Annotated in this window: 26 protein-coding genes, 3 tRNA genes and 2 rRNA genes; 7 read left to right on the top strand and 24 right to left on the bottom strand. The window is 45.4% G+C overall.

The features are described from left to right. From M1L23_RS10790 to nspC, 4 genes are all read left to right on the top strand, one after another. Positions 1-1980: a GNAT family N-acetyltransferase gene (locus M1L23_RS10790; RefSeq protein ID WP_252627376.1), complete on the top strand. Its 1980-nt coding sequence runs from the start codon at positions 1-3 to the stop codon at positions 1978-1980. A gap of 48 nt (positions 1981-2028) precedes the next feature. Beyond that, complete coding sequence (locus M1L23_RS10795) at positions 2029-4176, top strand: prolyl oligopeptidase family serine peptidase (protein ID WP_252627377.1); 2148 nt, start codon at positions 2029-2031, stop codon at positions 4174-4176. Between the two features lie 124 nt (positions 4177-4300). Beyond that, entirely contained in the window at positions 4301-5503 is a 1203-nt protein-coding gene (locus tag M1L23_RS10800) for a saccharopine dehydrogenase family protein (RefSeq protein WP_252627378.1), read from the top strand. 43 nt (positions 5504-5546) lie between these two features. Further along, the gene (gene nspC / locus M1L23_RS10805; protein WP_252627379.1) at positions 5547-6701 is read left to right on the top strand and encodes a carboxynorspermidine decarboxylase; all 1155 of its coding nucleotides are present in this window, start codon (positions 5547-5549) and stop codon (positions 6699-6701) included. A 21-nt stretch (positions 6702-6722) separates the two neighbouring features. Here nspC and M1L23_RS10810 read toward each other — a convergent pair whose 3' ends face one another. From M1L23_RS10810 to M1L23_RS10830, 5 genes are all read right to left on the bottom strand, one after another. Beyond that, positions 6723-7397: a tetratricopeptide repeat protein gene (locus tag M1L23_RS10810; RefSeq protein WP_252627380.1), complete on the bottom strand. Its 675-nt coding sequence runs from the start codon at positions 7395-7397 to the stop codon at positions 6723-6725. A gap of 61 nt (positions 7398-7458) precedes the next feature. Further along, positions 7459-8202 carry a type III pantothenate kinase gene (locus M1L23_RS10815; protein WP_252627381.1) on the bottom strand — a complete coding sequence of 248 codons (744 nt, stop codon included), beginning with the start codon at positions 8200-8202 and terminating at the stop codon, positions 7459-7461. Continuing rightward, on the bottom strand, positions 8186-9154 hold the full coding sequence (gene birA, locus M1L23_RS10820; RefSeq protein WP_252627382.1) for a bifunctional biotin--[acetyl-CoA-carboxylase] ligase/biotin operon repressor BirA: 969 nt from the start codon (positions 9152-9154) through the stop codon (positions 8186-8188). Before birA ends, M1L23_RS10815 begins: the two co-directional genes overlap by 17 nt. Continuing rightward, positions 9151-10179, bottom strand: coding sequence for a UDP-N-acetylmuramate dehydrogenase (murB, locus tag M1L23_RS10825; protein WP_252627383.1), 1029 nt, complete (start codon positions 10177-10179; stop codon positions 9151-9153). The genes birA and murB overlap by 4 nt, the downstream gene beginning before the upstream one ends. A 1-nt stretch (position 10180) precedes the next feature. Beyond that, on the bottom strand, positions 10181-11209 hold the full coding sequence (locus M1L23_RS10830; RefSeq protein ID WP_252627384.1) for an ArsJ-associated glyceraldehyde-3-phosphate dehydrogenase: 1029 nt from the start codon (positions 11207-11209) through the stop codon (positions 10181-10183). 159 nt (positions 11210-11368) lie between these two features. On the opposite strand from M1L23_RS10830, the gene M1L23_RS10835 reads away from it, so the two are divergent. Continuing rightward, a complete protein-coding gene (locus M1L23_RS10835) occupies positions 11369-12973 on the top strand; it encodes a Na/Pi cotransporter family protein (RefSeq protein ID WP_252627385.1) in 1605 nt (534 codons plus the stop codon). 64 nt (positions 12974-13037) lie between these two features. Here the strand turns inward: M1L23_RS10835 and bfr (M1L23_RS10840) are convergent, their stop codons facing one another. From bfr (M1L23_RS10840) to ybgC, 17 genes are all read right to left on the bottom strand, one after another. Then, complete coding sequence (gene bfr / locus M1L23_RS10840; RefSeq protein ID WP_252627386.1) at positions 13038-13499, bottom strand: bacterioferritin; 462 nt, start codon at positions 13497-13499, stop codon at positions 13038-13040. Beyond that, on the bottom strand, positions 13499-13978 hold the full coding sequence (bfr, locus tag M1L23_RS10845; protein WP_252627387.1) for a bacterioferritin: 480 nt from the start codon (positions 13976-13978) through the stop codon (positions 13499-13501). The genes bfr (M1L23_RS10840) and bfr (M1L23_RS10845) overlap by 1 nt, the downstream gene beginning before the upstream one ends. Positions 13979-14011: 33 nt before the next feature. Continuing rightward, positions 14012-14263 (bottom strand): bacterioferritin-associated ferredoxin, encoded by a 252-nt coding sequence (locus M1L23_RS10850; protein ID WP_252627388.1) that lies wholly within the window; start codon positions 14261-14263, stop codon positions 14012-14014. Between the two features lie 398 nt (positions 14264-14661). Further along, positions 14662-14751 (bottom strand) — tRNA-Ser (locus tag M1L23_RS10855). Between the two features lie 86 nt (positions 14752-14837). Continuing rightward, on the bottom strand, positions 14838-15044 hold the full coding sequence (locus M1L23_RS10860; protein ID WP_252627389.1) for a DUF2798 domain-containing protein: 207 nt from the start codon (positions 15042-15044) through the stop codon (positions 14838-14840). Between the two features lie 8 nt (positions 15045-15052). Further along, on the bottom strand, positions 15053-16468 hold the full coding sequence (locus M1L23_RS10865; protein ID WP_252627390.1) for an SLC13 family permease: 1416 nt from the start codon (positions 16466-16468) through the stop codon (positions 15053-15055). Positions 16469-16547: 79 nt separating this feature from the next. Continuing rightward, positions 16548-17399 (bottom strand): NAD-dependent epimerase/dehydratase family protein, encoded by an 852-nt coding sequence (locus M1L23_RS10870; RefSeq protein WP_252627391.1) that lies wholly within the window; start codon positions 17397-17399, stop codon positions 16548-16550. Between the two features lie 3 nt (positions 17400-17402). Next, positions 17403-18440 carry a quinolinate synthase NadA gene (gene nadA, locus M1L23_RS10875; protein WP_252627392.1) on the bottom strand — a complete coding sequence of 346 codons (1038 nt, stop codon included), beginning with the start codon at positions 18438-18440 and terminating at the stop codon, positions 17403-17405. A gap of 96 nt (positions 18441-18536) precedes the next feature. Continuing rightward, positions 18537-18612, bottom strand: a tRNA-Lys gene (locus tag M1L23_RS10880). Between the two features lie 21 nt (positions 18613-18633). Next, a tRNA-Lys gene (locus tag M1L23_RS10885) sits at positions 18634-18709 on the bottom strand. Between the two features lie 183 nt (positions 18710-18892). After that, positions 18893-19618 (bottom strand): tol-pal system protein YbgF, encoded by a 726-nt coding sequence (gene ybgF / locus M1L23_RS10890; RefSeq protein WP_252627393.1) that lies wholly within the window; start codon positions 19616-19618, stop codon positions 18893-18895. Positions 19619-19644: 26 nt separating this feature from the next. Continuing rightward, entirely contained in the window at positions 19645-20202 is a 558-nt protein-coding gene (gene pal, locus M1L23_RS10895) for a peptidoglycan-associated lipoprotein Pal (protein ID WP_252627394.1), read from the bottom strand. A gap of 66 nt (positions 20203-20268) precedes the next feature. Next, on the bottom strand, positions 20269-21621 hold the full coding sequence (tolB, locus tag M1L23_RS10900; RefSeq protein WP_252627395.1) for a Tol-Pal system beta propeller repeat protein TolB: 1353 nt from the start codon (positions 21619-21621) through the stop codon (positions 20269-20271). 15 nt (positions 21622-21636) lie between these two features. Then, complete coding sequence (gene tolA, locus M1L23_RS10905) at positions 21637-22512, bottom strand: cell envelope integrity protein TolA (RefSeq protein ID WP_252627396.1); 876 nt, start codon at positions 22510-22512, stop codon at positions 21637-21639. Between the two features lies 1 nt (position 22513). Further along, positions 22514-22948, bottom strand: a complete 435-nt coding sequence (tolR, locus tag M1L23_RS10910) for a protein TolR (RefSeq protein ID WP_252627397.1) — start codon at positions 22946-22948, stop codon at positions 22514-22516. Beyond that, the gene (gene tolQ / locus M1L23_RS10915; protein WP_252627398.1) at positions 22941-23654 is read right to left on the bottom strand and encodes a protein TolQ; all 714 of its coding nucleotides are present in this window, start codon (positions 23652-23654) and stop codon (positions 22941-22943) included. Before tolQ ends, tolR begins: the two co-directional genes overlap by 8 nt. Continuing rightward, positions 23644-24042: a tol-pal system-associated acyl-CoA thioesterase gene (ybgC, locus tag M1L23_RS10920; protein WP_252627399.1), complete on the bottom strand. Its 399-nt coding sequence runs from the start codon at positions 24040-24042 to the stop codon at positions 23644-23646. The genes tolQ and ybgC overlap by 11 nt, the downstream gene beginning before the upstream one ends. 561 nt (positions 24043-24603) lie before the next feature. Here ybgC and M1L23_RS10925 point away from each other — a divergent pair. Beyond that, on the top strand, positions 24604-25503 hold the full coding sequence (locus M1L23_RS10925) for a DNA ligase (protein WP_252627400.1): 900 nt from the start codon (positions 24604-24606) through the stop codon (positions 25501-25503). 62 nt (positions 25504-25565) lie between these two features. Further along, positions 25566-25688, top strand: coding sequence for a hypothetical protein (locus tag M1L23_RS14895; protein ID WP_256473760.1), 123 nt, complete (start codon positions 25566-25568; stop codon positions 25686-25688). A gap of 208 nt (positions 25689-25896) precedes the next feature. Here the strand turns inward: M1L23_RS14895 and rrf are convergent. Then, positions 25897-26012, bottom strand: a 5S ribosomal RNA gene (gene rrf / locus M1L23_RS10930). A gap of 135 nt (positions 26013-26147) precedes the next feature. Then, positions 26148-26359: ribosomal RNA gene (locus tag M1L23_RS10935) — 23S ribosomal RNA — on the bottom strand; the annotation flags it as partial.

The raw sequence follows: 26359 nt of genomic DNA on the forward strand, positions 1-26359 counted from the left end.
ATGGTCAGCGACCTTTACTGCTTTTATCAACTACACACAGCCCGGAATCACCGGGCTGTGGTGTTTTGGTACCCTGAAAACACTGCTGAAACCAATCTCATAAAACAACAGCTTAAACAACTAAACGCACTTCACGGCCACCAAGCCGGTAACTTCCGTAATTACTTGGGGTCAGAACAAAGCATTTTATTTTACGATGCCCGTAATAACTGGAGTTGTAATGCGCTGGTGGGGTTAACGGGTACTTTAGTTGGCCAAGGTGTGCTGCTTATTTGCGTTGACGAACAAGCCATGCAGCGCCCTTCCCTACAGCATTGGCTAAGTGCGCTAGGCGACAAAAACTATTATCACTGCCGACAAGACCAAGAGCTAACCCACTTGCTTAATAGCTGGTCAGTGGCATTGCATACCGCAAGGTTTGCTGCCACTACCGAGCAACAACAGGTATTAACTTCGCTAGCACTGTTAAACGGGCACCAAGCCTTTATATTATATGCGCCTCGGGGCCGAGGAAAAACCGTTACGCTGGGCCATTGGGTAAGCAAAGCTCATAACTTTAACCGACGCTTTATTTGCGCCCCATCAAAGCAGCAAGCCGCTGTTTATTTAAAGGCAACCGACAACATAACCTTTATTCCACCTGACCAACTCGCCGAACAAAAATTTAATCCGCACGACTTGCTGATTATAGATGAGGCTGCCACTTTACCCATAGCAGCACAAAATGCCGCCCTATGCTTTCCTGGCAGCTTGGTATTAGCTACCACTACTGAAGGTTATGAATATGCTGGTCGGGGCTTCATTGTGCGCTTTGTGAAAGAGCTCCAGCAAGCGTTCAGCTCCGTTCATACCTATGAGTTACAGCAACCCATGCGTTGGGCGGCTAATGACCCACTTGAACAGGCCAACAGCCTAGCCTTTGGCCTTTACCCTAACGATGCTGTGAGCGTGTCTATTACTGCACCTTGCAAACATACTGAGCCCTTCCCCGCCATTGCGGCAAAGCCCCAGTATGATCACCGCCACTGCCGTGATTACAGCCCTGCCGAACGCTTTACTATTTTCCGTTTACTGGTTGAAGCCCATTACCAAACTAGCCCCAACGACATTCAACGTTTACTTGACGAGCCAAGCCAACAGCTTGTTGTGCAATGGCAGCGCAGTAGCGGTGAACACACCGTATTAAGCACCGTATGGTTAAGCATAGAAGGCCCTTTAGCGCCGACCTTAATTGCACAGGTTGGTAAAGGACAGCGACGGCCAGCAGGTAACTTGCTGCCCCAAGCCTATGCTTATTATGGCAAGGAACCAGCTTTAGCCGCCATGCGCCATGTACGCATAGTACGTATTACCGTGGCGCCAGCCTACCAAAGCCAAGGTTTAGGTTCAGCTTTGCTTAAACATATTTATCAATGGGCACAACAACAGAGCTATGACGCCTTAGGCACTAGCTTTGGCATCAACGAAGAGCTACTTCGCTTTTGGCAAAAAAACTATTGGCTGCCTATTCGCATTGGCCATAAACCTGATCCCGCTAGCCGACTTCCTTCTGCTATCTATGCCCGTGCATTAAACCAAGTTAGCGCTAAACTGCTTAATAAACTTAGTGCATTTTTAATCACCGAGCTAAAATACCGCAGCTTAAACGGCCAGATAGCTGCCGCTATAGCAACTAATATAATTGCGGCTAGCAACCAGTATGAGCACAGCTTAACCATGCTCGAGCAACGCTGGCAGCTGCTAGGTCAAGCCTTTGCAAAAGGCCAATTAAACTTTTTAGACTACCAGCCTTGGCTTGCCCTAGCGCTAGACTTAAATTGGTCTAACTTATCGGCCCACCCGTCACTTCATTTATTACAACAAGCCGCACATGGCCCGGGTAATTTTACTGCGTTAGCTAAAACTATGGGTATGGCTGGAAAGAAAGAAGCCCTGCAGTACTTCCGTAATGTTTGTGCAGAGCTGCATCAAGCGGTATAGTTTCAGCATCTTTTATAGTTGTCTTCCACCAGGCGAGCACTTATTGCGATGTCCAAAAAAACAACCACCTTAGGGATTTTTTCTAGCTTATTTATACTCTCTAGCTGTGCTCAGGCGCCAGCTGTTATAGATGAGCCTACGCTTGCGACTGCGTATTCGCCAACTCACACCGTAACACAAACCGATAACTACTTTGGCACGCAAGTACCCGACCCTTACCGCTGGTTAGAACAAATAAGCAGCCCCGAAGTACAGCAATGGGTTGTTAACCAAAACGAATTTGCCAAACCCTTCTTAGAGGCTTTACCACTGCGTGATACTATTAAAGCGCGTTTAACCGCCTTGTGGAATTACGAACGGTTAAGCACACCATTTCGCCAAGGCGAACGTTACTTTTATTATCGTAACGATGGTTTACAAAACCAGTCGGTTTTATATGTTACCGACAACCCAAAACTAACTGGCGAAATACTGATAGACCCAAATACTTTTAGTGCTGACGGTACCGTCTCTTTGGCGCGCACCTATGTTAGCCCACAAGGTAACTACGTTGCTTACGGCATTTCCGACGGTGGCAGCGACTGGACTTCATTTAAAGTACGGCATATTGCTACGGGTGAAGACTTAGCCGATGCTATTGAATTTACCAAGTTTACCAATATTAGCTGGCTACCCGATGAAAGTGGTTTCTATTACAGCCGCTACCCGGCTAATGCTGCAGGCCAAGGAAATGATCAAGAGCCGGTTGCTATTTATTTTCATTTGCTCGGCAATAAGCAAAGCCAAGACCAGTTAATTTATGAAATAAAAGCTAACCGCAGCCACAACCCTTATGCTCAAGTTAGCCGCGACGGTCGCTTCATTGTGGCCAGTATTAGCGAAGGTTTTTTTGCCAACGCTATACACGTTAAAGAGCGCAACAGCAGCGGCCCTTGGTTAAAACTTTTCAATGACTGGACTTCTCGTAACGACTTTATTGACACCGACGGTAACTTGTTTTTCTTTATGACCAACGACGGCGCTGAAACAGGTCGGGTTATTGCCATTGACTACAACAAGCCACAGCCTGAGCACTGGCAAGAAATTATTGCCCCTCGTGAAGAAACCTTAACGGACGTGAGCTACGTAGGCGGCAAGTTTTTTGCTACCTACTTACGCGATGCCCGTTCCGTGGTGCGTGTGCACGACGCCTTTGGCCGCTTTCAACAAGAGTTGAATTTAAATAGTATTGGCACTGTTAGTGGTTTTAGCGGTAACGCTGAACACTTAGAAACCTTCTTTTCAATGACCAGCTTTACCGAGCCAAATACTATTTACCGCTATGATATTCGGCATAACCAAATAACCGAGCTGTCCCGTAGCAAAATTGCCGCCGACCTTAGCCAATACGTAACCGAGCAAGTTTTTTATAGCAGTAAAGACGGCACTAAAATTCCTATGTTTTTAGTGCATAAAAAAGGGCTCGAGCGCAACGGCAAAGCTCCTGTGCTACTTTATGGCTACGGCGGATTCAATATTTCACTTACTCCTAGCTTTAGTTCTAGCCGTATTGCCTGGCTAGAATTGGGCGGCGTGCTAGCCATTCCAAACCTACGCGGTGGTGGTGAATACGGCGCTGCTTGGCACCGAGCCGGTACTGGGGTTAATAAGCAAAATGTATTCGATGACTTTATTGCCGCTGCCGAATGGCTTATTCACGAAAAAATCACTTCGCCTGAACACTTAGGAATTCAAGGCGGCAGTAACGGCGGTTTATTAGTGGGGGCGGTAATAACCCAGCGCCCAGAGCTATTTGCTGCAGCGTTGCCTGCCGTTGGTGTGCTCGACATGCTGCGCTACCACTTACCCAGCGCCAACGCCCGAGCATGGAGCAGTGACTTTGGTTTAAGTGAAAACGAAGCAGAATTTAATGCACTATATGCTTATTCACCCGTACATAACACCAAAGCTGGCGCTTGCTATCCGGCTACGCTAATAACTACCGGCGACCATGACGACCGCGTGGTACCATGGCATAGCTATAAGTTTGCCGCTGTGTTGGAACGCGACCAAGGTTGTGACAACCCAGTGTTACTTCGAGTTGAAACTCGCGCAGGTCATGGTGCTGGCACCCCTATTTGGATGCGTATAGAACAAATTGCCGATGACTGGGCATTTTTAGCTAAATATTTAAATGCGCCGGGGCAACCCAAGTAGTAACGAACGTATTGCAATTCGAAGCGACGATAGGCAAAATCGCGCATCTATTCTAGAGTGCTTGCTGTTAGGGTGCTTTAGGTATTTCACCCACTGTTGGAAAGGTAATGGAAGGGTAATGATTATGTCTCGAGTTCTTATTATTGGTGCAGGTGGCGTAAGCTCTGTGGTAGTAAAAAAATGCGCTATGCTGCCAGAATTCTTTAGTGAAATTCACTTGGCTTCACGTACGCTTTCTAAATGCGAAACGCTACAAGAAGAAGCCGGTAAAGATCGTGTGGTTGGCGTATATAAAGTGGACGCCGACAACGTACCTGAACTTGTTGAGCTCATTAATAAAGTAAAACCTGCACTAGTTATTAACGTGGCTTTGCCATACCAAGATCTAACTATTATGGACGCTTGTCTAGAAACTGGGGTGCATTACTTAGACACCGCGAACTACGAGCCGAAAGACGAAGCTAAATTCCAATATAGCTGGCAGTGGGCTTACCACGATCGCTTTAAAGAAGCAGGTTTAATGGCGCTACTAGGCTCTGGCTTCGACCCAGGTGTAACCAACGTTTACACCGCTTATGCGGCCAAACACTATTTCGACGAAATACATTATTTAGATATTGTTGACTGTAATGGCGGCGACCACGGCCAAGCGTTTGCCACTAACTTCAACCCAGAAATTAATATTCGTGAAATTACCCAACGCGGCAAGTATTGGGAAGATGGCGAATGGCATGAAACCGACCCCATTAGTGTCCGTAAAGACTTAGATTATCCGGGCGTAGGTGTGCGTGCTTCTTACCTGCTCTATCACGAAGAACTTGAGTCGTTGGTAAAGCACTTCCCTACCCTTAAGCGGGCCCGTTTCTGGATGACCTTTGGCGATGCTTACTTAAACCATCTGCGGGTGTTGGAAGGCATTGGCATGACGTCTATTGAGCCAATAGACTTCAATGGCCAACAAATTGCACCGCTAGAGTTTTTGAAAGCAGTGTTGCCAAACCCTGGTTCGCTAGCTGAAGGTTATGAAGGTAAAACCTGTATTGGCACCTATATTACTGGCGTAAAAGACGGCAAAGAAAAAACCATCTTTATTTATAACAACTGCGACCACGCTGTTTGCTATGAAGAAGTAGGTGCACAGGCTGTATCTTACACCACTGGCGTACCCGCTATGATTGGTTCCATGCTAATGCTAGAGGGCATTTGGATGAAGCCTGGCGTTTGGAATATGGAGCAATTTGATCCAGACCCAATGATGGAGTGCCTAAACATGTACGGCTTACCTTGGCAAGTGGTTGAAAATATCGAATCACCATTTACTAGATAAGCGTTTTGTTAAGCAGCCCTCGTGTTGTATTTAGGAGTAATCAATGAGTGTAAGTAGTCCATTTTTGTCTGCGAGCATCCCTTCGCCTTGTTATGTATTAGACGAAGCAAAATTGCGTCGTAACCTTGAGTTAATGAAACGCGTGCAAAGTGAAAGCGGCGCCGACATTATTCTTGCACTCAAAGGTTTTTCTATGTGGAGTAGTTTTCCATTAGTAAAACAATACTTGGTGGGCTGTACGGCAAGCTCCGTGTGGGAAGCTGAACTCGCCGCCGATACCTTCGGTGGCGAAATTCATGCCTATTCTCCGGCTTACAAACCGAATGAAATGCCGCGTTTGTTAGAGCTTTGCCAACATATTTCATTTAATAGCCTTGGCCAATTTGAACGTTACAAAGAACAAACCAAAGCCGCTGGTGTTTCTATGGGCTTACGAATTAACCCTGAACAACCCGAAGCAGACACTGCCCTTTACGACCCTTCTGCACCGGGTTCACGGCTTGGTATTCGTGCGGCTGATCTTGAAGGCGCCGACTTAAGCGACATAGAGGGTTTTCATGTACACAACTTGTGCGAGAACGACTCATTTTCTCTCGAGCGAACGCTACAAGCTGTCGAAACTAAGTTTGGGCAGTACTTACACCAGTTAAAGTGGATTAACCTTGGTGGGGGGCATTTAATGACCCGTGCTGGCTACGACGTTGAGCATTTAATAGCTCAGCTTAAACGCCTGCGTGAAAAATATAACCTAGAGGTTATTCTTGAGCCTGGCTCAGCCGTAGCTTGGCAAACAGGCCCATTAATTTGTGAAGTAGTTGATATTGTCGAAAACGAAGGCAAAATTTTGATTGTCGATATGTCGGCTACGGCTCACATGCCAGACGTACTTGAAATGCCTTACCGACCAGCCATTACCTTTGCTGGCGAAACCGCAGGGCAAGCAGAAGAGAAACCATTTAGTTACCGTATTGGTGGCAACTCGTGTTTAGCCGGCGACGTTCTTCCAGAATATAGCTTTAGCCAAGAGCTTAAGATTGGTGATCGCTTAATTTTCGAAGATATGATGCATTACACCATGGTGAAAACATCGTTCTTTAACGGTGTTGAACATCCCTCGATTGGTATTCTCCGAGAAAGTGGCCAGTTCGACTTAATTCGTACATTTGGCTACGAAGACTTTAAAGCTCGGTTATCGTAACCGAGCTATTCTTTAGTGTAATTACACGTTTAATGGCTTGCGCGCGCGCTCGACAATGCGCGCAGGTAACTTCTCTTCAAGCGCTAACAATATAGTTTGGATCTGACGGTGCTCTTGCGCACTGGCGGTTACTGCATTATGTAAATAATGGTATGCCGCTTCCATGTCTAACGCACTACCATGGCCTGCTAATAAAATATTAGCGAAGCGTTTTTGGGCCGGTAAATTTCCTAAACTGGCCGCCTCACGTAAATATAAAATAGCCCGATGCATGTCTGGCTGCACCAACCGACCTAGATGATAATAGCGGCCTAGCTGTTCGAGTGCTTCAGGTAAACCTTGTATAGCTGCTTCTTGCATATAGGTAACACCAAGCTCTACGTTGCGGTCATAGCACACCGCATAAGCGAGCATGTCGCCATATAAAAACTGATATGCAGGGCGCCGTTCCACTTCTGCCTGGGCTTTTATGTCTTGGTACAATTGACAATTATCTACATCGCGTACCCGCTGTAAATGTGAATTTTGGCGAATTAAACGTACTAACTCATCGTCTGTATACAGCTGCACTGCTTCTGGCACTTTAAACTGCCGTGCCTCGGCTGCACTATAAACCAACGTATTAAGCAAGAGTGCACCCGCACTTACACACAACGCATAGCTGCAGAAAAATTGAATACGTTGAAACAATGTCATGATAAACCTCGTTATGGCTAAAATTAGCAGCTCAACTTATTATCGGCAGCAGCCAGAAAAATTAAAGTTGTTCTTGCCACCAAGCGTAGAGGCCCTCTAATACCAACAACGGGCGTAATTGGCAGTTGGGTAATGTTGAGCTATTTATATAACGCGCACCACCACCGGACAAGTACAGGTTAAAAGTGCGGCCAGCAAATTGCTCATTCGCCACCACAACAGCCTGTTCACAAAAGCCTTGCAGCGCAGCTTTGCACCCTAGCCCTATGGCACTCTCAGTGGTAACGCCTATGAGGCCCATAGGCACCTGCTCGCTTGCTTTAAGCCGGCTACTGCGGTTAACAAGTGCTTCTTGCATCAATTGTAAGCCAGGCGCTATCCAACCACCTAGGTGTTTACCACCCACGTCCATCAAGTCCAGCGTAATAGCTGTGCCTGCATCAATGACTACAACCGGTAGTTTACTTTCACGTAAGGCCAATAAAGTAAGCCAACGGTCGACCCCTAAACAAGACGGCTCGGTGTAACAATGTTCAAAGCCTGCTATTTCAGTTGTTTGGGCACGAAGCGCCTGATAGCCCTGCTGCTTTAATTTCGCCAATAAGTCGACCATCTCTTGCTCGGCACCTACGGTTGCCAATACCAGCTGTTGTTCGGGCTGTTGTTGTAACCACTGATACAAGTGATCTTGTGTATTGCCACGCCCACAAGCTTCAAGTGCTTGCGCCGTAGGGTTAAAACGCGCCGCTTTCCAAGCACTATTGCCTACTTCAAGAAACAACGGCTGATTATTTACTTCGGACACTAACTTCACCTCCAAAGTAGCGCTTCAGCTGCCCCTCTTGTTCCACCAGTAATGCCCCCATTTCGTCAATGCCTTGGGCGATACCTTCATGGCTATGGCTGCCAAGTAAAATACGTACCGGTTGCTGATAATATCGGTCGTAGCTGGGCCAGTCACGCACGGTTGGTGTTAGGCCTTCTTTGTCGTGTTGCTTTAACGCTTGGTAAACTGCGTCGATAAGCAGTGCAGCCCAGCGATTACGATCAAGTGCTTCGGTTAAGTGCGCTTGCACACTGGTAAAAGGCTGATCAATGTCAGGCTGTGTGCCGGCCATACTTAAGTTTAACCCAACACCTACAATTGCCTGACCTTCACCGTCGGCTTGACCTTCTAACTCGACTAAAATTCCCGCAACTTTTTTTTCGGCAATATAAATATCGTTGGGCCACTTTATGCTTACCTCCGCGACTCCTTCGGCGTCAAGTAACTGTGCCAAGGCAACGCCAAGGGCCACACTCATACCAATGGCTGCATTTAAGCCTTGCAACAAGGGCCAATACATCGACAAATAAACATTGCTACCAAATGGCGAATGCCAGGGTTTCCCGCGACGGCCCCGCCCCGCAGTTTGCATTTCAGCCAGCACACATAAGCCAGGTTGAGCATGGCTTTGCTCTGCCAACAAAAAGCGCAAATCGTCGTTAGTAGAGCCAGTAATGTGGTGTAAATGCACATTAGTTAAGGGTTGCTTTAAGGCGCTTTTTATTTTCTCTAAATGCATTAGTTGCAACGGTGCGGCTAACCGATAGCCTTTACGGTTTACTCGAAACACGTCCAAGCCTAACGCTGCTAAGGCATCTATTCGCTTGTGAATAGCCATGCGAGTTACGCCAAGTGCCTGGCCAAGTTTCTCGCCCGAATGAAATTGACCATCGGCCAAAAGCTCAATTAGTTGGGTTTGGGTTAAATTCACAAGGCCTCCGCTAAGCCATGGGCTTTTATGAGCCGAACTTCCGGCTCTAGCATCACGCCATAACGTTCATACACTGTTGTTTGAATGGTTTTAGCCAGCGCTTGTACGTCTTCTCCTGTGGCATTGCCGTTATTTACCAATACTAGAGCTTGGTTTGTATGCACCCCTGCCCCCCCAAGCTGAAAGCCCTTTAAGCCCGCTTGTTCAATAAGCCAACCCGCGGCAATTTTCACCTGCCCATTGGGTTGGGGATAGAAAGGCAAATGTAAATGTGCCTGGCGTAATTTGTCTGCCTGTTGTTTCGACAAGGTAGGATTTTTAAAGAAAGAACCCGCGTTGGATAACTTAGTAGGATCGGGTAACTTCATTTGCCGCACTTCAATAACCCGCTGCATAAGTTCTCCAGCAGACACTGTGGCGGGTAAGTCGCTTAGCTCTTTATAGCTTAGTACCGGCTGCCATGCTTTGGGAAAGCTAAAGTGAACTGAAGTAATAAGTATATGTCGCCATTCGGGCCGTTTAAACTTACTCATTCGGTAGCCAAACTCACATTCGCTGTTAGCCCACCGAACCGGCTTATTATTAATTAAATCCCAGCCTTCAACAGCAGTTATAAAGGTGCCTACCTCAACGCCATAGGCGCCTATATTTTGTACCGGAGCTGCTCCCACCGAGCCAGGAATAAGAGCAAGGTTTTCTAAGCCATAAATGCCTTGTTGGTTTAGCTGAATTACTAGCTGGTGCCAGTTTTCACCAGCCTTTACAGACACTAAAAAAGCCTGCTCGGTTTCAGTTATGCTTACACCCTTTAGCTTATTAACCAATACACGCCCCTGAAAGTTTTCAATAAATAATGTATTGGTACCTTCTCCAAGAATCAGCGTGTTCGCTGTCCAGCCTAGTAGTGGCAGCTGTACCATAGCACTAACTTCAATAAGCTGTTCACATGCAGCGGGCAAAGCAAAGCTATGCCGAGAGCTTAATTCAAACTGGGACTTTGGTTGTATTTGTAAATCTTCAGTCATGTCAACCTATGCTATTTTTTCCATCGGTGGCGATACGCTGCACAAGGTCTAGCACACGATGTGTATACCCCATTTCATTGTCGTACCACGCATAAACTTTGACATGAGTGCCATTAACTACCATGGTCGACAACGCATCAATAATTGACGAGCGTGGGTCTGACTTGTAATCAATCGACACCAATGCTCGCTCTTCATAACCTAAAATACCTTCTAACTCATCGCTAGCTGCATTTTTCAAAGCTGCATTTACTTGTTCTGCGGTAGTTTCATGCTCAACCTCAAAAACCATGTCGGTTAGTGATGGGCAAATAATTGGCACTCGAACCGCATGACCATTTATTCGCCCCATAAGTTCAGGAAATATAGTGGTTATGGCTTTTGCCGCACCTGTAGTAGTTGGGATAAGAGATTCGCCACCCGCACGCATACGGCGCAAATCATTGCCTGGCCCATCAAGAACATTTTGTGAATTGGTTAACGCATGAATGGTAGTCATAGACGCATGCTTAATGCCAAAGTGCTCATGAATTACTTTCACCACAGGCGCCACACAGTTTGTTGTGCACGAGGCCGCACTGACAATGGAGTGCTCTCTTGGGTCAAAGTCTTCGTCGTTTACCCCAACAACTATGTTGGGTACGCCCTTGGTTTTAACTGGCGAAGTTACCACAATGTGGTTCACCCCTTGATCAAGAAATGCTTGTAACCCATTGGTGGTTTTGTTTTTTCCCGACGCATCAATAACAATGTCGCAATGCGACCAATCCGTGTCTTTTATTGCTTTTATAGCTGTGCAGCGAATACGATGGCCGTCAATGCTGATGCTAGTTGGGTCGCTGGTAATATTCCGTGCCCAATGCCCATGGGTAGAGTCGAATTCTAATAAATGAGCCAACATAGTGCCGTCTGCGCCTGGGTCGTTAATTTGCACTATTTCAAATGCTTGGTTGCCAAAACCAGCACGAAGCGCTAACCGTCCAATTCTGCCAAACCCATTAATACCAACCCGTACTTTTTTCTTAGCCATGCTATACCCCTTATAATGCTTCAATTAAGTGTACTTGAAGCCATGTTGCTTTGCCCACTTAAACCGCTGACTTTCTTGCTGCATAAGCCTTGCAGCTTGGGCGTCTTCATGAGCATAATCAATGCGATCATAGTATTAAACAGGACGTTATCGTTTACCATGAACTTTTCTACCATCATGCTTGCATTTGGCGGCGTTGGCTTGTTGTTATTGGGCATGCAGTTAATTACCGAAGGGCTTAAAAATGCAGCAGGTTCACAGCTACATTCCTTTTTAGAACGAACCACCCAAACGCGCGTTCGAGCCGCCGCCACCGGCTTTGGTATTACTGCAATTGTACAATCGTCTGGCGCGGTTATAGTGGCCACCTTAGGCTTTACTAACGCAGGTATTTTGTCTCTGCGACAGGCCGCATGGGTGGTTTTTGGCAGTAACCTTGGTACGACCATGAAAGCATGGATTGTTGCATTAGTTGGCTTAAACCTAAACATTGAACTATTTGCATTGCCTATTATTGGTTTAGGCATGTTTGCTAATTTACTCTTTCATAAGGGTCGTTGGTCGCACGTTGGTATGGCGTTAGCAGGTTTTGGGGCTCTATTTCTTGGTCTTGGGGTAATGCGCGACGCCTTTGGCGATGTAGCAACCTGGCTGCCAATTGAGCAATTAAGTACCGCTGGTATTCTAGGCATATTGTTAGCGGTTTTAGTTGGGGCAGTATTAACCGCACTTATGCAGTCTTCTTCAGCTTCTATGGCTATTATTATTACCGCTTCTGTTACTGGGGTGTTCACCCCGTTGCTGGGTGCTGCACTGGTTATAGGGGCTAATTTAGGGGCCACCTCTACTTCATTGTTAGCCGCTATTGGAGCCACCACTAACGCTAAGCGTTTAGCTTTAATACATGTTACCGAGAAAATATTTACCGGCACTATCGCTTTAATTCTTTTAGTTCCTATGGCTTGGCTTATTAGCTTATTTGCCGGTGGTGAGGGCCGAGCCAACATTAGTATGGGTCTTGCCTTCTTTCACACTTTATTCAACGTATTAAGCTTAGTGCTAATGTCTTTTGTAGCAAACCCTTTAATTCGTTTTGTTGAGCGTCGCATTAAACAGCCCGAGCTTAGCTCTGAAAAAGCACGGTATATTGACGACACCGTGCTTGAAGTGCCTTCTATGGGTGTTACCGCCATGCACTCTGAGTTGAAACGAGTGTTCAAGCAATTACTGTTAAGAGGTCGCCGACTTACAAGTTTACAGCTTAGCCTAGGTAATGAAGAAGCATACATAAACACTGAAGTATTGCTGGCTACTATTGATAAATTTGCCACTCAGTTAGGGCAAAATAATTTAAGCGGCGTGTCCGATGCGTTTATCAACTTAACCATGGTAACGCAAAAAATGTCGGAGCTAAGAGCAGATTTACGAGAATTATTAGACTTTGGTGAGCATACGATTAATGAGGCCTTAACCGATGAGATGCGCGATATAGCCGAGTTACTTTTCGCCAGCGGCCAACTTAAAGCGCTGTCGTTTGCGGCACGACAACAGTTAATTAAACAATACAAACAATTAAGGCGCTTACAACGGGAAGTATTATTAAATGCTGTAAAAGAAAATCAGTTGTCTGCTACCGACGCTACTCGCCAGTTGCAAGTACTGTCAATATTCGAAGAAACCTTACAGCGGGTGGTTTTAATAGGCGATATTATTTATCCAGAAGCGGCTGAAGCACTCGAAGATGTTGTGGCTGTTACAGCTTGAGTAAGGGGAAAATGAAGGCTTGGCAGAAGCGCCTAGCCCTCATTGCTACATTTAAGTTGCTAAATTAACCAAGCTGCGCTTGCAGGTAAAGTTCTAATCCAAGAGTTTCTATCAAGCGTAACTGTTGCTGTAACCAGTAAGCATGGTCTTCTTCTGTGTCTTTCAGTATTTGTACTAATATTTGTCGCGACACAAAATCACGCTCGGCTTCACAAAGTGCAATATTCTTTTTCAATGCTTTGGCATTGTTTAGCTCAAGGGTTAAATCACTCGCTAGCATCGCGGCTACGTCTACTTCGTTGGTTACTTCGTAGCGATCATTCATATTTGGCTTGCCGCCAAGAAAAATAATTCGGTCGATAAGTAGTTGCGCATGGCCACGCTCATCGTCAGCTTCGTGTGCAATACGTTCGTGTAACTTGGTATAGCCCCAGTCGTCATAAAAAGCTGCATTACGGGTATATTGATCAATGGAGGTTAATTCCCATTTAAGCAATTCATTCAGTGCAGTAACTATTGTTGTCATTAATGGCCACCTCCAGTTAATTGAGTTTGTAAATAACGTTCTAGGCCGATCTGTTTTGTTATAGCCATTTGAGTTTCAAGCCAATCAAAGTGCTCTTCTTGCTGTTCAAGAATATCGTTTAGTAGCTCCCGGGAAACAAAGTCTTGGCTTTGCTCACAGATTAACATCGCGTCTTTAATGATCTGAATGTCGGCAGCTTGCACTTTCAAGTCGGCAGCAAGCATTTCTGCTGCATGCTCGCCTATATACAGTTTGCCTAATTCTTGCAGGTTCGGTAAGCCTTCAAGCAACAAAATTCGTTCAATAACCTTATCGGCATGAACCATTTCCTTTATAGAGGCTTTATAAATGACAGTATTGAGCTGCTCAAAACCAGCATTTCGGTGCATGCGTGCATGCAAAAAGTACTGGTTTATGGCGGTAAGCTTACGTGTAAGAACAACATTAAGCGCTCTTAACACTTCTGGTTTGCCTTTCATAATTGAACTCCCAACTTAAGACGTGAACACCTATTAAGTGTAACAGATATCAGCGCCAAAGTTAGGTGAGGGTTGGAATTCACCGGCAGGGTTTTCATGTTGAACGACCGCTACTGCCATGTTTTGGGTTGCTTCTTCTAGCACCTCCCTAGCATGACCAGTACAACGCCCACACTGAGAGCCAACCCCAAGACCAGATTTTAATTCACGCAGGCTGCGACAGCCTTGCGCAACGGCCCGTTCAATATCGTTATCTGTTACACCTTTGCATAAACAAACGTACATAAGCACCCCTTCGTTTCTTACTTGCATTATAAATGCAAATGGGAACTATTATCAAGCGCATTATGAACGGCTGTTTATCCCGGTATAAATTGGCGGGTAATGTAGCTACATTACCCGCCAGTTTCTCTCCAGAGACAGACTACGCAGCATCCTTGCTGACCTTGGCTTACCTAACTTAATTGCCTTGTTCGCCCCTCATCCTGAAGGTAGCGCCGCTCCATGGCATGCAAACAAGAAACTTAAATTTAGGACAATCTATTATAATTACAAGTGCATAAGTTATTTTAAGCTTTAGCTTACAACTAATGTTATAGCGGACAGCAAAGTTTGAGCTAACCAGTGCTAGTTCGACTGCCTTAACGAAAAAAGCCCGCCATTAAGGCGAGCTTTTCGGGATTTGGCGGATAGGGAGGGATTTGAACCCTCGATACGGGTTACCGTATACACGCTTTCCAGGCGTGCTCCTTCAGCCACTCGGACACCTATCCATTTAAGGCCGCTATGTTAGGTAATTCGTTGCGTAGAAGCAAGAACAAGCGCTCTCTTTTCGTCGCTTCGAATACTATTTAGCCTATTATTGAGCTAATCGATCAGAAAGCTGACGAATTCGGTGGCCACCAACAAGCACCAAAATAAACGCAATGGGCCAAGCGATAACGAATGCGATCAACCAGCGAATAAAAAAGTTTCCTTCTATACCGGTATTTATAACAGTAATTAGCCCTGTCATTAGGCCGGCCATATAAAGCGACATCAGTAATGGAAAAATAAAACGTTTCATTTAAATCCTCAAACTAAAAGTAAAACAATAATAGCGCTTAGCGCAGCTAACAGAATGTTCAATACCACTCCTTCACGTACCATTTCCTGAATGGTGATTTTATTTGACGAAAACACAATCGAGTTAGGGGGTGTTGCAACGGGTAAACAAAAGGCGCAACTACATGCAATAACAGCAGGAATCATTAATAGTTCTATTGGCATACCCGCAGCCCCACCGGTAGCCGCTAAAATAGGCATTAATAATGTGGCCGTTGCCGTGTTTGAAGTTACTTCTGTTAAGAACGAAACACTTAAAGCAATTAGAAACACTAACATCCACAATGGCAGGTCGGTAAATCCTGCTAAGGCAGCACCAATAATTTCACTCAAGCCACTTGCCATTACCCCCGAGGCCATACAAATACCTCCAGCAAACAGCAGTAAAATTCCCCAGGGAATATTCACTGCCTGATCCCAGGTTAGCAACCGCCCTCCCTTGCCATTTGAAATGATGAACATTGCTACCACCCCGGCTAAAGCAATGGTCGCATCGCCAACCCCAGTCAGCTCAAACCACCCTGTCCAACCTCCAAATGGCTCGGTACGTAATATCCACAATAAAACTACGGTGCCAAATACAGCAAGCACACGCCCCTCGTGAGTGCTCATTTTGTCTTGTTCAGGTAAGCTTAATGGTGAACTTAAGCTAATACCCCGCGTTAACCACCAACCAACCAAAGGCAAGCCTAAAATAACCAATGGTAAGCCAATACCCATCCAACGGGTAAAGCCAAAACTTTCTCCTGTGTAATTTTCATAAACCGACGCAAATATTAAATTTGGTGGTGACCCAATTAAAGTTGCAATACCACCAAGAGACGCGGAATAAGCTAGACCCAGTAAAAGTGCACGTTGAAAGCGCCGCTCTTCCGAGGCTTCCGCTAGTGCTAAGGCCACAGGTAGTAATGCTAAAACCGCCGCAGTGTTAGAAATCCACATTGACAAGAATGCCGAGGCGAGCATAAAGGCAAAAACCATTAGCTTGGCGTTCGACGCACCTATAATTCCTACTAAATTTAAAGCTAAACGCCTATGCACACCGCTAGCTTCAACGGCTTTGGCCAACATAAAAGCGCCCATAAACAAAATAATGATATGGTCGCCTAACGCTAAGCTAGCGTCCCGATAATCTTGAATGCCGCCAAGAGGTATGAGCACAAAGGGTAACAATGAGGTTACGGCTAGCGGTAATGCTTCCGTGATCCACCACCACCCCACCCACACTACGGTCGCAAACATCCACGCAGCAGGCTCTGGCATGCCTAGTGTTTTTGCAATGCCGTAAACAATAACTGCCGCTAACGGACCGAGCACTAGGTGGACAGAATTTAACGAAATACCGCTATTAGGATTCGTTTTGCTGCGAACTGATCGAGCTGTCATATACACTCATACCACTTAGATTAGATATACCTAATATAGTACGAAATTATATCCACAATGGCTAGAGGGGCATCTTAATTTAAAGTGTTTTGATTAGGGCTGAATAGCCATCTTTGTAAGAAGGGTAGGTAAAAGTGAAGCCAAATGACTTCAATTTTTCATTAGATATGCGTTTACTGCCACGTGCAGTTGCTTTGGTGGTGGCTGTTGCTTCTGCACTAATAATACCTAATTGCGCAGCTAGCCAATTAACAACCTCAAGGTGCAATGCTGGATAGCTATCTGTTACGACTATAACTTCCATTGCAGGATTTGTTTTAGCACGCTCTAAAATAAAAACAATTGCCCGCGCTACGTCATCGGCATGAACCCTATTGGTCCATTCATTTCTACCCTGCACTGATTTTGAACGTACCGATTCAAGCAACCGTAGCCGTCCAGGCCCATAGATACCTGAACAACGTAATATCGCTCCTGGGTAGCCACTTTGCAGTAATAGCGCTTCGCAGGCCAACATAGTACGCCCAGAGAATCCATCGGGTTTTGCTGCGGTGGTTTCGTTCACCCAAGCGCCCTTGGCATGTCCGTACACACTGGTACTAGAAACAAAGTAAATAAAGGGTTGGTAGTCGGGTATTTCAGCTAACAGCAACAATAAGTTTTGAACTGGTTGTAAATAGCTCGCTTGATAAGCTTCTTCGGTAAATGCAGAGGGAGTGAGTGTAAGAACAATACTTGCAGGCCGTTTAGCAAGCCACTGCTGCCATGAATCGCTCGAGCTGGCGTTCCCTATAGCAAGCTGCAAACCCGGCCCATAGGGCCCATTAGGTTGGCTTCTCCGGGCACCGGTAACTTTATAGCCATGCTCTAAAAGCTGGGGCAAGGCACGATGACCAATATCGCCGAACCCTACCCACAGCACATTAGTCATGAATTATTTTCCCGTTGAAAAGTTCAACATGCGATTCAGTGGCTTTAAGGCCTGCACGGCTAAGTCTGCATCAACATGTATTTCATGAGCTTTGCCGTCGCCTGTTAACGCTTGTTCAATAGCAGCCAAACCATTCATTGCCATCCACGGACAATGGGCACAACTTCTACAGGTAGCGCCATCGCCGCCCGTTGGTGCTTCAATAAAGGTTTTATTTGGCGACAACTGCTGCATTTTATAAAAAATGCCTTTATCGGTTGCCACAATAAACTTTTGCTGCGGCAAGTCTTGGCTAGCCTGAATCAATTGTGATGTAGAACCAACGGCATCAGCCAAATCAACAATGGCCGCAGGCGCTTCTGGATGTACTAACACAGCAGCATCTGGGTGTTGCTCTTTTAACTGCATTAATGCCCTAGTTTTAAACTCGTCGTGCACAATACAGGCTGCATTCCAAAGCACCATTTCGGCTCCGGTTTGCTTAGCAATATAGCCGCCAAGGTGCATGTCTGGCGCCCACAGTATTTTTTCACCTTTACTGTCTATATGCTCTACAACGTCTAAGGCAATACTTGATGTCACCACCCAGTCTGCGCGTGCTTTCACTGCCGCCGAGGTATTCGCATAAACTACCACCGTATGGTCTGGGTGTGCATCACAAAACTTGGCAAATTCTTCTGGGGGGCAACCTAAGTCAAGCGAACACGTTGCTTCTAAAGTTGGCATAAGAACGCGTTTGTTGGGCGTTAATATTTTCGCCGTTTCCCCCATAAACTTCACACCAGCAATGATCAGTGTTTCCGCTTCATGCTCTGCACCAAAACGGGCCATTTGCAGTGAATCGGCTACGCTACCACCCGTTTCCTCAGCTAAGGACTGGATCTCTGGGTCTGTATAATAATGAGCGATAAGAACTGCATTACGTTCTTTCAAAAGCTTTTTAATACGCATACGCGCAGCTTGCTTTTCAGCATCTGACATAGGCGCAGGCTTAGCGGGAAATTCAAATTTAAATGTATCTGTAAACAGTGCTTGTTCCATAAAATTCCGACCAGTTAACTTCGAGGAGCCACATGGCTAGCTTAATATGTATTATACCGTGAATTTACGTGGGGATCACTTCGATTATGCTGAGGTTGGTGGGTCGTGCTGGATTCGAACCAGCGACCAATTGATTAAAAGTCAACTGCTCTACCGACTGAGCTAACGACCCAACCTAGGGTGACTTTAGAAATGGTGGGTCGTGCTGGATTCGAACCAGCGACCAATTGATTAAAAGTCAACTGCTCTACCGACTGAGCTAACGACCCACTTCCTAAATAATTGCCTTGTTTGTTAGTACTAGACAACGGCGGCATAGTTTACTGAAAAAGCTGACTCTTGCAACTTAAATCTTGCTATTAATGCGCTTTATTTGCCTTAGTTACACCGTTCGCACAATATCTAAACAAAACGAAGAATATATCCGCACCAGTTAACTTTATATTAACGTTCTAATTACTAAGTTTTTCTAATTCGCGAATTGCCATATTCGCTTCCGTAGTGTTTGGATATTCACTTTTCACTTGTTCAAAATATCGCCGCGCTGATGCTTTATTTCCTTCGGCCACATCAATCATGCCTAACTTTAAAATACAATCGCCACGTTTTGATGAGTCTTTATGATCACTAACAACTTTATTGAAATGGCTTTTAGCGTCTGAAAAGTTTTCTTGTACATAAAACAGTTGGCCAAGCCAATAATGGGCATTACCTAAGTAAGTCGATGTGGGGTTATTTGCTATAAACGCTTGAAACTCAGGAATAGCCAAATCGTAGCGACGCTCTTCTAACACCAAGCGAATAGCTCGATCGTAGCCTGTTTCCTCTGTTTTCAGCGTTGCTACAGGGGCAGAAGTGCTAGCAATAACCTCATTGCTTACACTTCCACCACGGCTGTCTGATAAGCGCCGTTCAATTTCTTGATAAAGATCTCGTTGGCGCTCTAAAATTTGCTCAAGCTGGTGTGCATGGTTCTCGGTAATACCACGTAGTTCGCCAACCTCACGCTGCAATAAATTAAGCTGTTGCAGCAAATTCACTTGGCCTGCTTGGCGCGCGTCAAACGCGCGCTCTAAGCGGTCTACCCGCTCTTCAACAGACTCTTGGCTATGTACAATCCCTGTTAATCCGAAAGCGACTGATATTGCCAGTACAGCAACAGTACTTTTGAGTCTCATACATCCAGCTCCTGCTTGTTATCTAATTAATAAACCAACACCGCACGTCGATTTTGTGACCACGCGCGCTCATTGCTTTGGCGTACAACTGGCTTTTCTTCGCCATAAGACACCATATTCATTTGCGAACTATTAACACCCAGGCTTTGTAGGTAGTCGACCACTGACTTCGCACGGCGCTCGCCAAGTGCAATATTATACTCTGGCGTACCGCGCTCATCTGTATGACCTTCAATAACTACTATAGCTGACGGATTGCGTACTAAATAGTCAGCATGAGCTGCTAGTATTTCAGCGAACTCAGGGCGAATACTGGCATTATCAAAGTCGAAATAGAGCACATTTTCTTTGCGTAAATCAGCGTAACGCTGTTGTTGCTGTTCACGTACACGGGCACGCTCTTCTGCTGGGGTTAAGATTCGATCAGCCGCACCAGTTTCAACACCTTGCTCTGTTGTTGCTTGTCCGGCTTGTGTGCTTGCTGAAGCGGACGCAGAAACATCATCTGATGTAGAGCTACATGCTGCTAGAGTTATTACTGACAAAGCCATTATAGAGGCTTTAATCACCTTTGAAATCTGCATTTGATATTCCTTATATATTTCCGAATTAACCTAGGATAGAACTGAAAAAATATCATGTTTTTCAGCTCATAGAAATGGCGACCATGCCGGTGCCTTCACGTCGCCTGCCTTTGAGGGTAAGCGAGCTTGAAAACGACCATCCATTGAAACAAGCGCTAAAACCTGTTGGTTGTTGTGCATTGTACTGTAAATAATCATACTACCATTTGGTGCAATGCTAGGAGACTCATCTAGGGTTGTTTGCGTTAACTGCTGGAAGTTTCCCGTTGGAAAGTCTTGCCGTGCTATATGGTAGTACCCACTATCTCTATTAACCATAACCAAACCCTTACCATCAGGCGTAACTATTCCACCTAGGTTTGAGTCTCCATTAAATGTTGTTCGCCGAATACGGGCAGAATCTAAGTCAACACGATACACTTGCGGCAAACCACCTCGTTCTGAAGTAAACACTAGCGACTTACCATCTGGCGTCCATTTCGGCTCTGTATCTATTCGCCAGTGGTCTGTTATTTGCTTTAAACGGCGGCTCGCTAGGTCCATTACATAAACATTCGGGGCGCCGTCTTTAGAAAGCACCATTGCCATTTTTTTGCCGTCTGGTGACCATGCCGGCGAACCGTTAATACGCGGAAACGAGGTTAATTTTTCCCGCTCTGTGGTGTAAATATCCTGAATAAATATCTCAGCTGTTTTGTTTTCAAAACTAACATAAGCCAATTTAGAGCCGTCAGGCGACCAAGCCGGTGACATTAGGGGCTCTGGTGAACGCAATAATACCCTAGCATTTTCACCGTCATAATCAGACACCATTAACTGATACGGCAACCGTGTACCATGCTCTACAAATACATACGCTATACGGGTCAGAAAAGCGCCCCGCTCCCCTGTTAAGGCTTCGTACACTACATCTGAAATGCGATGAGCATACTGTCTAAATTGTGAATCTAAAACCACTGAGGTGCGACCATCGAGAATATGATCCTGCTCACTTACCAAACCTTCGTCTTTTATATATTCACTTAACCCACCCGTAATTTGACCACGTAAGGGGTCAATCAGTTGATAGCTTACCTCGTAACGGCCTGCAGCAAATTCAGCAACAGAACCGACTAAAACAGCCTCTACACCCAAACGCGCCCACTCAGAATAGTTCTCAATTTCAGCGTCTGTCGATGGGCGGCTAGGTAATTCGTGTAACGCTACTGGCTTAAAGCGACCGCTACGAATTAAGTCTGAACTTACCACCTCAGTAAAATTATAGGGCGCTGCACCGGTACCCAACCATTTAAACGGAACTACAGCTATAGGCCTAGCGCTGTCCGTACCCTCAGTTATTACAATCTCAAGCCCCGCATTGGCTTGGCCGGAAACGAGCGAAAACATGACCAAAACCATACTTAAAATTATGCGTTTCATTATTTCTCCAACTACTTATAAACTAGGTTCAACGCGCAAGGTAAAATTACTTAATTCACGATAAACATCAGGGTCTTCTGATACAGGCAAACTACCCGCTCGTAACACTGCAGCGCGGGCCGACTCACAAACCGCCCTATCGCCTTCACCCATTTGCACATTGGTTACAAAGCCGTCGCGCGCTATGCTAATGCGTAAGGCACATGACTTCCCGCGCATCGATGGATCGGTAAGCCAATTACGCTGAATAGTTTGCTGAATTAGTGATTTAAACCTGTCCACTTCACTCTGTATTCGACTTTGCCGCTCTCTGGCTCTAGCTTCACGCTGACGTTCTGCTTCTTCACGCATTTGTTGTTCTAAAGCAGCCTGTTGCCTTGCAGCTTCTTCACGTCGGCGCTCTTCTTCCAACCGTTGTAAACGCTGGGCTTCGATTCTGGCTTCTTCCGCTTGTTGTTCGCGAATTCTTTGTTCGGTATTTTTACGTATTTCTTCTAACCGCTCTGCTTCGATCCGTCTTCGCTCTGCCTCTGCCCGAGCCTCCGCTTCTTCTTTTGTGCGTTGCTCTTGGGCGCGACGAGCTTCTTGTTGTTCTCTTTCTCGTCGTTGCTGAGCTTCTCGTGCTCTGCGCTCAAGTGCTGCGACACGCTCTTCTTCAGCCTTACGGGCTTGATCTCGCTCTTGTTGAATACGTTGAATTTGTTGATCTACTAGCTGCTGGTCAACTACCACAGCTTCAATAATATCAACTTCGGGTTGCTCATTACTGACGTCTACCGTGTGTAACGTTGGTGGGCTTATATAAACACTTAATATAGCCAAAACAACAATAGCAGCATGTAGTATTATTGAAAAAAACAATGGGCCTTTTATGCCAATGTGTTTTGTCATATCAAGACTCCGGAGGCTCTGTCATAAGCCCTACTGAAGGCACACCGGCACCCTGCAGTAGCACCATTAAATTGACCACCTTCCCATACTCCACACTTTTATCGCCTCGTACTACAACCGGTGTGTCTTTGTTCATTTGCATATGTGCTGCTACAGCAACCGTTAAATCAACAACTGACATCGGTTTGTCTGGCTTGCCATCTTCACTTAAATAATAGATCCCGTCTTTATCAACAGAAGCCACTAGTGGCGTTGGCTTGTCTTCACTTAACGGTGCTGCTTCACCTTGAGGAAGCTCTACCTCAACGCCTTGTGCAAGCAAACCTGAAGTAACCATAAAGATAATAAGCAACACTAGCATCACGTCGATATAAGGCACGACATTAATTTCGCTCATGGGCTTACGCTTTCTGCGTGTTACAAACGCCTCAGACATTAGCACTTTCCCCACTGGGGCTTACACTTGCAGTTGCACCCGTTTGGCGTTGTAAAATAGAAGTGAATTCTTCTGCAAAATTAACATAGGCATTATCAAGCAATTCGACGCGGTATGAAAAACGGTTATAGGCCATAACAGCAGGTATGGCGGCAAATAAGCCCATGGCAGTTGCTACAAGCGCTTCGGCTATACCAGGTGCAACCGCTTGTAATGTCGCCTGTTGCACTTCGCCTAAGGAAATAAATGCATTCATAATTCCCCAAACCGTACCAAACAAGCCTATATAAGGGCTAATTGATCCTATGGTAGCCAAAACCGATAAATTCTTTTCTAAGTGATCAATTTCGCGCGAATGAGCTACCCGCATTGCACGTTGAGAGCCATTTAGTATAGCCACTTGGTCTGAATCTTTTTGAGCACGTAGACGAGCGAATTCACGAAAACCAGAGTGAAAGAGGTGTTCTATGCCCTCAACCTTTTCACCTTTAGCTGAAACTTCTTTATACAAACGGGCTAAGTCTACGCCTGACCAGAATCGGTCTTCAAAAGCTTTTGTTGATTTATTAGCTTGGTGGACTATTTTGCTGCGCTGAAAAATAAGTGCCCAAGATAAAATAGACATCGCAACAAGTACTGCCATAACACACTGAACAACGAGGCCCGCTTGCAAAAACAAATCGAAAAAAGAAAGCTCAGACTGCACTAGTAATAACCTCTAAAATTGGGTTAGGCATGGCAATAGGCTGCATAGTAGTAAGATTTACACAAGCTGCCAATACTGCCGCCTCACAAAGTAAATCACCGTTTTTACGGCGAACCTGTTGACTAAATAAAACCGACGCCTTTCGTGCTTTATCAACAACACAGCTTACTTCAAGCTCGTCATTAAAGCGCGCCGGCGCTAATAAATTTAACTCTACTTTACGTACTACAAAACCGATTCCTACTTGCAACCAAGTATCTTGCTCAATGCCTAAGCTACGAAGCCATTCGGTTCTTGCTCGCTCACAAAATTTAAGGTAGTTAGCATAGTATACTATCCCACCTGCATCGGTATCTTCATAGTAAACACGCAAAGGCCAAGCAAACATACGCAAAGTTTCCCTAGATATTATTTTACCCGTACTATACCTGAAGCTTAGCTTGTTGTTAAAGAGCTACAGCAAGAACTGCTCTAGAGCAAAATTCAATATTGCTCGAACTGTTAGAGCTCATTCATTATCACGCTGAACAAAATTAAAGCTAAGTTTTATTTATCTGAATATAACACGGCAAAACAATCTGCTCATTAAATATCAACAACTTAAAGAAAAATTACAGCAAACAAATACATTACAATTAAATTACAATTAAGCAACCTATTATTAAAACTAATGCTTCGAGTTTGTTTTTCTCGTTTGAACGCTGGCTAAAACCCACTATAATGCTCGTCATTCAGAGGCATTCAGCCTTAAATCGAATTTAAAAGTTTGTCGCTTTTCATTTGGTGTGTTTACGTTGGTTTGCAGCGTATCTGAATTAACTTCCTCCTTGTTGTTGTTACACTTTGCCCGCTCTTCTTGAGCGGGCTTTTTTTTGTATGCTTTTACCCAAATTAATCGCATTAGCAACTCAACACGCTACTTTTACTTATACAGTTAAAGGAGCACATTATGTACAGCTTAACCACTAGCCTTATTTTTAGTAGCTTGTTTATTAATAATACCGACACCTTAGCGGAGCCATTAGTCACAAACCAGAGTCAAAACGTTGCGTTAAAATCGGCGGATCAGTTAACGCTAATGCACGGTGTTAAATTTCATAACACTATAGATATTAGTCAGTATTATGTAAGTGAAAAGCTAGACGGTGTCCGCGCATATTGGGACGGTAAATTACTTTGGTCCCGTCAAGGCATCTTAATTCAGGCCCCTCATTCATTAACCTCTGAATTACCAGCCGTTCCATTAGATGGCGAGCTTTGGTTAGGTCGTGGTCGATTTGAAGAAGTGGCAGCATTAATCCAACGAAACGATCCAACCCACCCTGCTTGGGATCAAATATCCTTTGCAGTATTCGATGTGCCTTATCTTACAGGTGCGTTCACAGATAGATATGCAGCCCTAAAACACTTATTGCTAAGTCCAACCACCACTTCATTAGTAAACCCGGTCTTTGCTATTCACCAATTTAATGTGGCCAGCGAAACAGAGCTATTTGAAATGTTCGATGCTGTTGTTGCTCAAGGCGGCGAAGGTCTTATTTTGCATAAAAAAAGCAATACATATCAGTTTGGTAGAGCGGAAAACGTACTGAAACTTAAACCTGAAAACATTACCAGAGCAAAAGTAATTGGGTATAAACCTGGGAATGGTAAATACCAAGGCATGGTTGGATCTATAAAAGTAATCACCCCGTCGGGTACTGAATTTTATGTGGGTAGTGGTTTAACCGACGCAATGCGGCTGAACCCACCAGCAATTAACAGCAGCTTATGCGTATTACATACTGGCTTCACGAGCAAGAATATACCAAGATTCCCGCGTTACACACAGTTTTGTAATAGTCGATAAGGCACCGCCTTACGCCGCACATTTGGTAGACGTTAAATCATGTGGGCCCGATGTACCTGTAAATGGTCATATCAAACGTAAGTACGGCACTGCCGTACGCCGAGCCTTTGGTGGATGTTACGTTATGGAATGTTGCAGCAGGCCATGCCTGCCCTACGGGTATGATGGAACCAACACCGCCGTAGGTAAGGCACCGCCGTAGGTAAGGCACCGCCTTACGCCGCACCATTGGTGAACGATAGGCCATGCGATGGTTTGGGTGGTCACGTTTTACGGCAGGCAATGCCTCTATTCGTCAGGCGGTGCCTGACCTACCCTGGAGGCGGGACACGTTTTCAATGTCCTAAAAGCAAAAAGGCCACCCGATTGGGTGGCCTTTTCGACTTGTTTGAAGCCTGGCGGTGTCCTACTCTCACATGGGGAAGCCCCACACTACCATCGGCGCTGACATGTTTCACTTCTGAGTTCGGAATGGATTCAGGTGGTTCCACGTCGCTATGGCCGCCAGACAAATTTGGTTCATTCGTGACAAGCTATGTCGATAAAAAATAACGAAGTTCGTTCAACCAAGTCACTCACCCTTTGGTGTCGTGCTCGCTCTTAAAAAGAATTACATGTTTCAACCAACACACCTTTGGTGTTGTATGGTTAAGCCGCACGGGCAATTAGTACAGGTTAGCTCAACGCCTTACAGCGCTTCCACACCCTGCCTATCAACGTTGTAGTCTACAACAACCCTACAGAGCAATTACATGCTTGTGAGAACTCATCTCGAGGCTCGCTTCCCGCTTAGATGCTTTCAGCGGTTATCGATTCCGAACGTAGCTACCGGGCAGTGCCATTGGCATGACAACCC

Origin of the sequence: Aliidiomarina quisquiliarum, assembly GCF_023922585.1 — a bacterium.
GTDB classification, from domain to species: Bacteria; Pseudomonadota; Gammaproteobacteria; order Enterobacterales; family Alteromonadaceae; genus Aliidiomarina; species Aliidiomarina quisquiliarum.